This is a genomic window from Amycolatopsis sp. NPDC047767 (assembly GCF_040704195.1).
In the GTDB taxonomy this organism is placed as follows: Bacteria; Actinomycetota; Actinomycetes; order Mycobacteriales; family Pseudonocardiaceae; genus Amycolatopsis.
In genome coordinates this window covers 57,418-69,607 of the sequence record NZ_JBEYSJ010000046.1, presented here as the reverse complement: position 1 = coordinate 69,607, position 12,190 = coordinate 57,418, and the positions used below count along the sequence as shown (strand labels likewise).

Sequence of the window (12,190 nt, the reverse complement as noted above, 5' to 3'; positions counted from 1 at the left end):
CCAAGGCCCACCCGAAACCGCCCAAGGCGCCGACCTCGCCGACGGACTACCCGGCACTCCCCTGTGGACCGACGTCACCGTCACCGACACCCACGGCGCCCCGATCGCCGACGCCATCGTCGACGTCTGGCAGTCCAACGAGGACGGCTTCTACGACGTCCAGCTCCCCGACATCGACGGTCCGGTCCTGCGCGCGCGCTTCCGCACCGACACCGACGGCCGGCTCAAGTTCTGGACCATCGTGCCCTCGGCCTACCCGATCCCGGCCGACGGCCCGGTCGGGCACATGCTCGACGCGGTCGAGCGCCACCCGTTCCGCGCGCCCCACGTGCACTTCATGATCGCCAAGCCGGGCTTCCGCACGCTCGTGACCCAGCTGTTCGTCCGGGGCGGCGACTACCTCGACTCCGACACCGTGTTCGGCGTCAAGGACGGGCTGATCGTCGACTTCGCCGAGCAGTCCGGTGCCGCACCCGACGGCCGCGAGCCCGCGAACGGCTGGCGCCGCCTCGACTTCACGTTCCGCATCTCCCCCGCCCCCGCGCACTGACGAGGACTCCTGCCATGAGCGAATACGACACCGACGTCATCGTGGTCGGCAGCGGGCCGGCCGGGGGTACCGCGGCCCTGCTGCTCGCCACCTACGGCGTGCGCACGGTGCTGGCCACCAAGTACGGCTGGACGGCGAACACGCCGCGCGCCCACATCACCAACCAGCGCGCCATGGAGGTCCTGCGCGATCTCGGCATCGAGGAGCAGGCCCTGGCGCAGGGCACGCCGCCGGAGCTGATGGGCGACACCGTGCTGTGCACGTCGCTGGCCGGCAACGAGATCGGCCGGATCGCGAGCTGGGGCACCGGCGACCGGTCGGCGACCGAGTACGGCGCCGCGAGCCCGTGCCACATGATCGACCTGCCCCAGACCTACCTGGAGCCGATCCTCGCGACCAACGCCGCCGAGCGCGGCGCGAAACTGCGCCTGGACACGGAGTTCCTCGACTTCACCCAGGACGCCGACGGCGTCACGGCCCGCTTCCTCGACCGCGTCCGCGGCGACGAGTTCACGCTGCGGGCGCGCTACCTCGTCGGCGCCGACGGCGCGCGCAGCCGCGTCGCCGAGCAGGCCGGGCTGCCGATCGCCGGCGAGACGGGCAAGGCCGGCAGCATGAACATCACGTTCACCGCCGACCTCGGCAAGTACGTGGCGCACCGGCCGAGCGTGCTCTACTGGGTCATGCGGCCCGGCGCGCACCTGGGCGGCATCGGCATGGGCCTGGTCCGCATGGTGCGGCCGTGGAACAAGTGGCTGCTCGTGTGGGGCTACGACATCGCGCAGGCACCGCCCGAGGTCGACGCGGAAGAGGCGACGCGGATCGTGCGCGACCTCATCGGCGACCCGGAGCTGGAGGTCGAGATCACCTCGACGTCACTGTGGACGGTCAACCACAGCTACGCCACGCAGTACTCCAGCGGCCGCGTGTTCTGCGCCGGCGACGCCGTGCACCGGCACCCGCCGTCCAACGGCCTCGGCTCGAACACGTCCATCCAGGACTCGTACAACCTCGCGTGGAAGCTCGCGATGGTCGTGCGCGGCGAGGCGGGCGAAGAGCTGCTGGAGACCTACTCGGCCGAGCGCGCGCCGGTGGGCAAGCAGATCGTGGACCGCGCGAACCTGTCCCGCGACCAGTTCGGCCCGATCTTCGAGACGCTCGGCATCACCGGCGACACCGACGCCGACGCCATCGCCGCCGGTCTGGCCGCGTGCGAGGCGCCGACCGAGGACGGGGCACGCAAGCGCCGCCAGCTGGAGAAGGCCATCGAGCTCAAGCACTACGAGTTCAACGCCCACGGCGTGGAGCTGGACCAGCGTTATGCCTCGACCGCCGTGATCCCGGACGGGGCCGCCCCGGTCTCCGGCCGCGACCCGGAGCTGTTCCACCAGGCCACGACCACGCCGGGCGCGAAGATCCCGCACGTGTGGCTCGTCGGCTCGCACGGGCGCCGGGTGTCCACTTTGGACCTCGTGGGCGGCGGCCGCTGGAGCGTCGTCACGGGCCTGTCGGGCGAGGCCTGGCGCGTGGCCGCCGAGAAGGCGGCCGCCGAGCTCGGCCTGGACCTGCGGGTGGTGACCGTCGGCGCCGACGGCGCCCGCGACTCCTACGGCGACTGGACCCGCGCGAGCGAGATCGACGAGGCCGGCGCGCTGCTGGTCCGCCCGGACGGCTACGTGGCCTGGCGCCACACCACCGGCGCCGCGGAACCCGAAGCGACGACGGCATTGCTGGCCGCGTTGAAGACGGTGCTGTCCCGCGCCTGAGCGCGCTGTGCTCTCCCTCCGCCCGCGGGGTCACTTCGGTGGCTCCGCGGGCGGAGGGCGTCACAGGGCCTCGAGGTCCACGGCTTCGTGCGCCAGGTTGAACCCGTCGGGCGGCACGCCCTTCGGCAGCGTCAGCCACGAACCCCGCGCGTGCGGCCGGCGGGCCGCGTCCTTGCCCAGCAGCAAAGCCACGTAACAGCCGTAGTCGATGGCGAAGCCGTCGTACAGCGTGCCGGGCCGGTGCGGGTCGGCGAGCCCGCGGCGCAGGACGTGCAGCAGCCGCGCGTCGTAGAGGTCGGCGATCACGGCGTGGCGCGGACCTGGTGAGCGGTCGAGCAGGAAGGTGCGCGAGCGCCGGCGGCCGACGACCTCGTCGACCAGCAGGCGCAGCAACGTCGTGGCGGTCTCGTCGGCGCTGATGGCGCTGTGCTTCTCGCGCAGGTACCAGTCGCGGGCGGCGAGGCGGACGTCGCGCAGGCCGATGGGCTGGTCGTGGGCGTACTGGGCCGACAGGGCCGCGATGTTGATCGCGTCGCGCGGCACGCCTTCGGCCGCGCGCACCAGCTCGCCGAATGCCGTGCCCCGGAAGGTTTCCGCGACGAACGCCTCCGTGTCGGGCGGCGGCGCCGGGAGCGTGGTGACCAGCCGGACGGCGGCGTGGTTGTGGAACAGCTGCGCGAAGAACTCGAGCGCCCGCGTGCGGGCGTCGTCGAGGATCATGATGTCGTCCAGGCTCACGGCCGACGCGGCGTCGGCGCCGACCTCGATGCCCAGGTGGTAGCCGTCCGCGAGCCGTTCCCGGAACCGCGACCGCCGTTCGATGGCCGCGATCTTCACGGTGACGCCGGCCGTCGGCAGGAACGTGCGGCGCAGCAGGTCGGCCAGCAACGGCTGCAGCTGCAAGGGAAGCGCGCTCCACTCGTCGAGCAGCAGCCACAGCCGCCGGCCCTCCAGCGCCCGCACCACCGCCCGCAACGCACGCCCCAACGGGCCGAACACCACGTGATGGCGCTCGGTACCGGTGCGCCGCAGCCGGCTCTCCCTGCCGGCGGAACGCTTGTGCCCCAGGGAAATCCGCGCCGCGGGCGGCAGGCCGAGCTCGACCCCGAGCGAAGCCTCCTCCGACGCGCTCGCCCGCGTCTCGCGCTCCACCTCCCCCACCACCTCGACCGCCGTGGCCGCCTCGGCCAGCGCGTCGAGCGAAGGCAGCAGCGTGTCCGGGTTCCCCAGCTCGCGTTCCACGGCGACGGCCAGCAGTTCCTCGTGCACCGCCTCGATCGTGTCCACGAGCAGCTGCGTCCCCCGGACGGCCGCCGACGTTCCGCCGTCCGAGTGCAACCCGCCGGCACTGCCGAGCGTGCGCAGGTCGACGTAGACCGCGACGTCGCCGGTGCGGTCCACGAGATCACTCAAGTACAGCAACGCGTGCGTCTTGCCCGCGCCGCGGCGGCCGTAGAGCACCTGGTGGTCGGTCGAGTGCAGCATCGCCGAGAACGACCCGGCCGCCACGAACGTCCGCGTCAGCGTGGCCCGGTCCGACGACTCCGCCCTTCGCGGGATGCCCATGAGCGCCTGGTTCAGATGCCGTTGCCGCCTGACGGAAGCCCTCGGGAGAGCCTGCCGTCCCACCGAGCGGGGCCACAGCCGCCGTCCGCGTGACGGCCGGGGTGACGCCGGGTGCCCATCCCCGGGCCCCTCAGCCCTGGACCGTCACCGCCGTGAAGGTGACCGGGATCCGCGGCCGGCCCGTGCCGTCGCCGTACGCACCCGCCGACGACGTGTCCACCCCACCGCGCGCGACCTTGTCCAGCACACTGAGGCCGGCGTCGGACACGGTGCCGAACACCGTGTACGTCGGCGGGATCGGGGTGTCGCCGAACATCAGGAAGAACTGGCTGCCGCCGGACGTCGGCTGGCCCGTGTTGGCCAGCGCGACCAGACCGCGTCCGTAGGTCAGCTGCGGGAAGAACTCGTCCGGCACGGTGTACCCGGGCCCGCCCGTACCGTCGCCCGCCGGATCGCCGCACTGCAGCATCTGCAGATCGGTCGTGCCGAGCCGGTGGCAGCTGGTCCCCGTGTAGAAGCCTTCCTTGGCCAGGGTCACGAAACTCGCCACCGTGCACGGCGCGAGCGCGCGGTCCAGTGTCAGCCCGATGTCCCCGGCCGTCGTGGCCAAGGTCGCGGCGACGGTGCCGCTCGCGGGTTCCGGCCCGTCGGCGGGCGGCGTCGCGGGCTTGGCGGCGGGCCCGTTCGGGTCGGCCGGGTAACTGCAGCTCGACGGGTCGGCCAGCGGCTGCGGGCGGTGCGGTTCCGCCGTGCGCGCGGCCGGGATGGAGACCGGCGGCCCGTCGCCCGCAGGCGGCGGAGCGGTGTCCGAGGACGGCGGAGCCGCCACGGAGGCGCCCGGCACGACCTGCCCCACGCCCGACACCGTGCGCGTCGGGCGGAGGAACCCCGGGGCGACGAACGCGGTCACCCCGAAGGCGACCACGACCACCACCACCGCGGCGAACGCCACCCACGCGCCGGCCCCGCTTCGGCGTGGCGGACCGGGCTGCTGCGGCCACGTCATGGACGCCCCCTTCGTCAGGCCGCCATTCTGCCCGCCCCGGCTCGCGCCGGGGAACCGGTCACAGCTCCGGCAGCGCGGGTGTCTCCAGCCAGGCCGTGAAGAACGGCCGCAGCGAGCGAGCCGCGTAGGCCTCGGCGGACGCGATGAACTCCCCGGTGCTCACCGTGCCGTGGCGGTGTTCCGAGGTCCACGCCTTGACGAGCGCGAAGAACGCCGGGTTGCCGATCTCGCCGCGCAGGGCGTGGAGCGTGAGCGCGCCGCGTTTGTACACGCGCTCGTCGAACATCCGCGCCACACCCGGGTCGCTGATGCGGACGTCGGCCGGTTTGGCCTTCATGCGCGCGTGCCACATCCGGGCCAGCGAGTCGGCCGACTGGCCGCCGGACTCCTCCGACCACAGCCACTCGGCGTAGGTCGCGAAGCCCTCGTTGAGCCAGATGTGGCGCCAGTCGGCGACGGTGAGGCTGTTGCCGAACCACTGGTGGGCGAGCTCGTGCACGACCAGGCGCTCGTAGGTGCGCCGGCCGTCGACGTGGTTGGCGCCGAAGATGGACATCCCCTGCGCCTCGATCGGGTCGTCCAGCGCGTCGTCGGTCACGACCACCACGTACTCGCCGAACGGGTAGGGCCCGAACAATCGCTGCAGCACGTCCATCATCCGGCCCTGGCGGCCGAAGTCGCGCGAGAACGCCCGGAGCAGCCGCGGCGGCACCGCGGCCCGCTGCGGCACGGTCGCCACCACGGACTCCACGCCGTTGCCCCGGCCGAAGCCCAGCCGCATCCGGAACGACCGCGCCTCGGGGTGCGAGAACCAGCCCGCGCCCGGACCGGCCACGAGCTCGACGTCGTCGTAGCGCCCGATCTGCACGCTCATCAGGTACGTCGCCGTCGGCTCCGGCCGCTCGAACACCCAGGTCGCGGTGCTCGCCGACTGGTAGCGCGACACGGGGTTCCCCGTCACCGCGACCAGGTACGACGACGAGGTCGTGACCGTGACGCGGTAGGTCGCCTTGTCGGCCGGGTGGTCGTTGCACGGGAACCACGACGGAGCGCCGATCGGCTGGCTCGCGACGAGCGCGCCGTCGGTGAGTTCGTCCCACCCGATGTCGCCCCAACGGCTCGGCACCGGCCGCGGGTTGCCGACGTAGCGGACTTCGACCCGGAACTCCGTGCCGGCCGCCATCGACCTGTCGGGCTTCACCTGGAGCTTCAGCCCGCGCCGGACGAACTTCGCCGGCCGGCCGTCGACGAGCGCCCGCGAGACGCGGAACTCGCCGAGGTCGAGTGTCAGCCGCGACAGTGCCTGTGTCGCCACGCAGGCGAGCACCGCGGTACCGCTGAGCCGGTTGGGCCCGACGCGGTAGTCGAGGTCCAGGTCGTAGTGGCGGACGAGGTAGCCGCCGTTGCCGTGACCGGGGAGGTACGAATCTGCGGAGGTTTCCGCGCCGGGCGCCGGCGCGGCAGCCTTCGAGGTCACCCGAGCAGAACCCCGCTTTCCGTGAGGTGGTCTTGTTCCAGCAGGATCGCGCGGATCTTGGCGCGCCGCAACGGTCCGAGGCTCACCGACGCCAGGTCGAGATCGGGTTGCCGAGCCAGCGCGTGTCCGCCGGCACCGCGTCGCCGCGCGTGACGAGCGAACCCGGGCCCACGGTGGTGCGCGCGCCGATGCTCGCGCCCGGCAGCACGATGCCGTGCGGGCCGAGCGTGGCGCCCTCGTCGAGCTCCACCCGCGACATGCTCATGATCCGGTCGTGGAACAGGTGCGTCTGCACCACGCAGCCGCGGTTGATCGTCGCGCCGTCGCCGAGGCGGACGAGGTCCGACTCCGGCAGCCAGTACGTCTCCAGCCACACGCCGCGCCCGATCTTCACGCCCATGGTGCGCAGCCACGCGGTGAGCAGCGGCGTGCCGCCGACCGAGCCGATCAACCACGGCACCGCGAGCGTCTCGACGAAGGTGTCGGCCAGCTCGTTGCGCCACACGAAGGAACTCCACAACGGGTGCTCGATCGCGCGGAACTTCCCGACCAGCAGCCACTTCACCACGGTGGCGGTGAGCGCGGCGACGACGCCGGCGGCCAGCAGCACCGGCCCGGCCAGCAGCGCGGCGATGCCGAAGCCCCACAGCGAAGCGATCGCCAGCAGCGAGAACGCGACGCCCACGGTGAGGGCGACCCCGCACATCACCGGCACGATCCGGAGCAGCTCGACGAACGCCCGCGCGGCCTTGAGGTGCAGCGCCGGGGTGTAGGTGCGGCTGGTGTCGGCGTCGCCGACCGCCCGGCGGACCGGCAGCGGCGGCATGCCGAGGTAGGACGAGCCTTTCTTGGCCTTCAGCGGCGTCGAGGACAGCACGCCCACGAGACCGCGCTTCGGCACCGAACGGCCCGGCGCGGTCATGCCGGAGTTGCCGAGGAACGCCTGCTTGCCGATGCGCGCCGGCGCGACGTGCAGCCAGCCGTGACCCAGCTCGTAGGTCGCGACCATCGTGTCGTCGGCGAGGAACGCGCCGCTGTCGACCTGGGTCATCTTCGGCAGCGCGAGCACGGTCGACGCCTCGACGTTGCGGCCGACCTTCGCGCCGAGCAGCCGCAGCCACACCGGCGTGAACAGGCTGGCGTACAAGGGGAACAGGCCTTCGCGGGCCATGCCCATGAGGCGCTCGGTCGCCCACACCTGCCACGCCACGCGGCCGTGGACGGGGTGGTAACCCTCGACCATGCCGACGCCCAGCAGCCGCACGCCGGCCAGCACCAGCAGCGCGTAGGTGAGGAAGTAGGCGACGGTGGCGACCGGGGTGAAGATCAGGGCCTGCATCGCGGCGGCGCCCAGCGTCGGCGCGCCCCAGAGCGCGGCGCCCAGCACGGCCACGCCCGGCAGCGCCGCGATGCCCGGCAGGAAGCCGAGCACGACCGACGTCAGGCCGTAAACCGTCGCCCAGAACCGCGACCGCGGCGGGCGGCTGGCCGGCCACTTCAGCGCGTCCTTGGCGTCCTTGCCCGAGTGGGCCGCGGGCGAACCCGCCCAGCGCTGCCCGGCGGGCACGGCGCCGCGCACGGTCGACCCGGCGGCGATCTCCGCGCCCTTGCCGATGCGGGCACCCGGGAACAGGGTGCTGCGCGAACCGATGCGGGCCTCCGCGCCGATCCGGATCTTGCCGATGTGCACGAGGTCGCCATCGACCCAGTGCCCGGTCAGGTCCACCTCGGGCTCCACGGCGGCGCCGCGGCCGAGCTTGAGGAAGCCGGTGACCGGCGGCGGCGAGTGCAGGTCCACGTCCTTGGCGACCCGGGCACCGAGCGCCTTGGCGTACGTGGTCATCCACGAAGCACCGGCGACGCTGTCCGCGCCGCTGAACTCCGCGAGCTTCTCGGCCGTCCACAGGCGCAGGTGCACGCTGCCGCCCCGCGGGTAGCTGCCCGGCCGCACACCCGACAACAGCACCCGCGCACCGCCCGCGGCGATCGCGATGCGGCCGGCCGGGCTGAACAGCACCAGCCACGCCAGCACGACCCACGCCCAGTTCAGCGTCGGCGCCCAGGCGACCCCGAGCAGAGAAAGCACGTTCGAGGCCGCCGCCGCGAGCGTCGTCCAGCGCAGGCCGACCAGGCCCATGAGCGGGAGCATCAGCAGCGTCTGGATCACGCCCGCGCGACGCGGCGTCGGCGCGATGTCGCGGCGCTCGGTCTCCTGGCCGCTGAGCGTGTCGAGCATCGTGGCCAGCGACCCGAGCTTGGGGTGCTGGTAGATGTCGTTGACCGACACCTCGGGGTGGCGGGTGCGGATGCGCGCGATGAGCTGCGCGGCCGTGAGGCTGCCGCCGCCGTGGGTGAAGAAGTCGGCCTTGGGGTCCGTCACGGACACGCCGAGGATCTCCGACCAGCCTTCGGCCAGCCACGCCTCGGTGGCGGACAGGCCCGCGGCTCCGGCGTCCACAGTGGACAGCGGCCACGGCAGCGCGGCGCGGTCGACCTTGCCCGAGGTGCGCGTGGGCAGGTCGTCGATCACCGCGAGCAGCGGGACCAGCGCGGCCGGAAGCTGCTCGCGCAGGCGGGTGGCGGCGTCGTCCGAGTCGAAGGTGGCCCCGGCACTCGGCACGACGTACCCGACGAGGACCTGGTTGCCGGCCTTCGTGCGGCGGACCGCCGCGGCCGCGCCCTGCACGCCGGGCAGCGACTGCAGCGCGGCGTCGACCTCGCCCAGCTCGATGCGGCGGCCGCCGAGCTTCACCTGCTCGTCGAGCCGGCCGAGGAACAGCAGGCCCTCGTGCTCGGCGCGGACCATGTCACCGCTGCGGTAGGCGCGCTGCCACCCCAGCGACGGCAGGGGCGCGAACTTCTGCGCGTCCTTCTCCGCGTCGAGGTAGCGCGCGAGACCGACGCCGCCGATCACGAGCTCACCGGTCTCGCCCATGGCGACCGGGTCGCCCGCCTCGTTGACCACGGCCAGCTGCCAGCCCGCCAGCGGCAGGCCGATGCGCACGGGACCTTCGCCGGTCATCTGCGCGGCGCAGGCGACGACGGTGGCTTCGGTGGGGCCGTAGGTGTTCCAGACTTCGCGGCCTTCCACGGCCACGCGCTCGGCCAGCTCCGGCGGGCACGCTTCGCCGCCGAAGATGAGCAGGCGCACGTCCTCGAGCGCGTCGGCCGGCCACAGCGCGGCCAGCGTCGGCACGGTGGAGACGACGGTGATGCGCTGCGCGACCAGCCACGGGCCGAGGTCGACGCCGGTGCGCACCAGCGCGCGCGGCGCGGGCACCAGGCAGGCGCCGTGGCGCCACGCGAGCCACATCTCCTCGCAGGAGGCGTCGAACGCGACGCTCAGGCCCGCGAGCACGCGGTCGCCGGGCCCGATGGGCTCCTCGGTGAGGAACAGCTGGGCCTCGGCGTCCACGAAGGCCGCGGCGGAGGCGTGCGTGACGGCGACGCCCTTGGGCTTGCCGGTGGACCCGGAGGTGAAGATGATCCACGCGTCGTCGGCCGGGCCGGGGCGCCCGTCGCGGCCGCCCGGGGTACCGGCGACGGTGATGGTGCCGTCGGTGATGATCGCGGCCACGCCGGCTTCGCCGAACACGAGCTCGGCGCGCTCTTCGGGATCGTCCGCGTCGACCGGCACGTAGGCGGCGCCGACGGACAGGGTGGCGAGGATCGCGACGTAGAGCTCGGCCGTGCCGGAGGAGACGCGGACGCCGACGCGGTCGCCGAGCCCGACGCCGTGGGCGCGCAGCTCGCGGCCGAAGGTCTCGATCTCCTCGAGCAGCCGGCGGTAGGTCAGGGTGGTGCTGCCGTCGTCGATCGCGGCGGCGTTGGGGTGCTGCTCCGCCGTCTCCGTGAGGATCTGGAGCAGCGTGCGCTCGCTGGCGCCGAGGCCGGACCAGAACAGGGCGCGGTCGGCGACCGGCGCCTCGGAGGGAGCGTGGGTCACCTCGGCAACGCACGTGAGAGCGGCGCTCGCGTCGTCGGTGACCGGGATGAGGTCGGCGGTGCGGGCGTGGTCGGCGGTGAGAGTCACCGGACCACCCCGTCACGCAACGTGACCATGGGTTTCGGAAAAAGGCCGTACAAAGTCATCCCCTGGGCGCGCAAGCCCATCACTCACCTTCCGCGAGCGTCATTCGGGCTGGCTCTCCGAATGAGGCGCCCGGTGCAGACCGTCCACAATACGCGGAGGTGAACGTCAGATAGCGCAAGGGTCACGGTCGAGTGTCGGACGTCACCGGTTCCGCAGTCGGTGACAGAGCGCGAAAACGCGCCGGGGAAGCCCTCTCCCCGGCGCGTCCGGACCGTGTCCGATCAGCGTTCGACCGGGTCAGCGGGTCTTGGCGGCCTTGCCGCCGACCTTGGGTTTCGCCTTCTTCTCGCGCACGCGCACGTTCACCCGCACGGGGCTGCCCTCGAAACCGAAGCGCTCGCGGAACTTGCGTTCGATGAACCGTCGGTAACCGGCTTCCAGGAAACCGGTGGTGAAAAGAACGAGCGTCGGCGGGCGGATGCCGGCTTGCGTGGCGAAGAGCACCTTCGGCTGCTTGCCGCTGCGCACCGGCGGCGGCGTGGCCGCGATGAGGTCCGACAGCCACCCGTTGAGCTGGCCGGTGGGCACGCGCTGGTCCCACGACTTCAGCGCCGTCCGCAGCGCCGGCGCGAGCTTGCGCACGGACCGGCCGGTGAGCGCGGAGATGTTCACCTTCTCCGCCCACGGCACACGGACCAGGCCGCGGTCGAGCTCGCGCACCATCGCGTGGCGGCGGTCCTCGTCCACGAGGTCCCACTTGTTGAAGGCGAGCACGAGCGAGCGGCCCGCCTCGACGACCATCGTGAGCACCCGCAGGTCCTGCTCGGACAGCGGCTCGGCGGCGTCGAGCATCACGATCGCGACCTCGGCCGCGTCGATCGCCGTCTTGGTGCGCAGGGAGGCGTAGTACTCGGCGCCGTTGGCGGAGTTCACGCGCTTGCGCAGGCCGGCCGTGTCCACGAACCGCCAGATCTCGCCGTCGAGGTCGACCAGCGAGTCGACCGGGTCGACGGTGGTGCCGGCCACGGAGTCGACGACCGAACGCTGCTCGCCCGAGAGCTTGTTGAGCAGGCTCGACTTGCCCACGTTCGGCTTGCCGACGAGCGCGACGCGGCGCGGCCCGGTGCTCACGGTGCCGGCTTCGCGCGGCGCGGTGGGCAGGGCCTCGATGATCGCGTCGAGCAGGTCGCCCGAGCTGCGCCCGTGCAGGGCGCTGACCGGGTGCGGTTCGCCCAGGCCGAGCCGCCACAGCGACGCGGTGTCGGCGAGCAGCCGGTCGTCGTCCACCTTGTTGGCGGCCAGCAGCACCGGCTTCTTCGAGCGCCGCAGCACGCGGGCCACGGCCTCGTCGGTGGCCGTGGCGCCCACGGACGCGTCGAGCACGAGCAGCACGGCGTCGGCCGTCTGCATCGCGATCTCCGCCTGCGCCGCCACCGACGCCTGCAGGCCGGTCGCGTCGGGCTCCCAGCCGCCGGTGTCGACGAGCGTGAACCGACGGCCGCCCCAGTACGCGTCGTAGGCGACGCGGTCGCGCGTCACGCCCGGCACGTCCTGCACCACGGCCTCGCGCCGGCCGAGGATGCGGTTGACCAGCGTGGACTTGCCCACGTTGGGCCTGCCCACGACGGCCAGCACCGGCTGCGCGAGGTTCGCCTCCTCGGCGGCGCCCTCCGCCTCGATCTGCGCGTCGAGCGCGGCGAACTCGGTCTCGTCGGACCAGGTGCCGTCGATCTCTCCGGCACCTTCGAACCCGGCGTCAGTGGCGCCGTCAAACCCTGTCATCGTGTTCCCA

6 protein-coding genes and 1 pseudogene are annotated in these 12,190 nt (G+C 73.1%); 2 read left to right on the top strand and 5 right to left on the bottom strand.

Annotated elements, in window-relative coordinates:
* Positions 1-550 (top strand): annotated as a pseudogene (locus AB0878_RS44750) (alcohol dehydrogenase); the annotation flags it as partial.
* Positions 551-564: 14 nt separating this feature from the next.
* Positions 565-2,316, top strand: a complete 1,752-nt coding sequence (locus AB0878_RS44745) for an FAD-dependent monooxygenase (protein ID WP_366588562.1) — start codon at positions 565-567, stop codon at positions 2,314-2,316.
* Positions 2,317-2,376: 60 nt separating this feature from the next.
* Here AB0878_RS44745 and AB0878_RS44740 read toward each other — a convergent pair whose 3' ends face one another.
* The 5 genes from AB0878_RS44740 to der all read right to left on the bottom strand — a co-directional run bounded on the left by AB0878_RS44740 (position 2,377) and on the right by der (position 12,180).
* On the bottom strand, positions 2,377-3,882 hold the full coding sequence (locus AB0878_RS44740; protein ID WP_366588560.1) for a hypothetical protein: 1,506 nt from the start codon (positions 3,880-3,882) through the stop codon (positions 2,377-2,379).
* Between the two features lie 130 nt (positions 3,883-4,012).
* Complete coding sequence (locus AB0878_RS44735; RefSeq protein WP_366588558.1) at positions 4,013-4,888, bottom strand: peptidylprolyl isomerase; 876 nt, start codon at positions 4,886-4,888, stop codon at positions 4,013-4,015.
* A gap of 58 nt (positions 4,889-4,946) precedes the next feature.
* Positions 4,947-6,365 carry a M1 family metallopeptidase gene (locus tag AB0878_RS44730; protein ID WP_366588556.1) on the bottom strand — a complete coding sequence of 473 codons (1,419 nt, stop codon included), beginning with the start codon at positions 6,363-6,365 and terminating at the stop codon, positions 4,947-4,949.
* 82 nt (positions 6,366-6,447) lie between these two features.
* Complete coding sequence (locus AB0878_RS44725) at positions 6,448-10,311, bottom strand: Pls/PosA family non-ribosomal peptide synthetase (RefSeq protein ID WP_366588571.1); 3,864 nt, start codon at positions 10,309-10,311, stop codon at positions 6,448-6,450.
* A gap of 384 nt (positions 10,312-10,695) precedes the next feature.
* Complete coding sequence (gene der, locus AB0878_RS44720) at positions 10,696-12,180, bottom strand: ribosome biogenesis GTPase Der (RefSeq protein WP_366588553.1); 1,485 nt, start codon at positions 12,178-12,180, stop codon at positions 10,696-10,698.
* Between the last annotated feature and the right edge of the window lie 10 nt (positions 12,181-12,190).

Excerpts from the sequence above, each read along its gene's own strand:
- AB0878_RS44745 (WP_366588562.1), top strand. The coding sequence starts at position 565 with ATGAGCGAATACGACACCGACGTCATCGTGGTCGGCAGCGGGCCGGCC.
- AB0878_RS44740 (WP_366588560.1), bottom strand. The coding sequence starts at position 3,882 with ATGGGCATCCCGCGAAGGGCGGAGTCGTCGGACCGGGCCACGCTGACG.
- der (WP_366588553.1), bottom strand. The coding sequence starts at position 12,180 with ATGACAGGGTTTGACGGCGCCACTGACGCCGGGTTCGAAGGTGCCGGA.
- AB0878_RS44735 (WP_366588558.1), bottom strand. The coding sequence starts at position 4,888 with ATGACGTGGCCGCAGCAGCCCGGTCCGCCACGCCGAAGCGGGGCCGGC.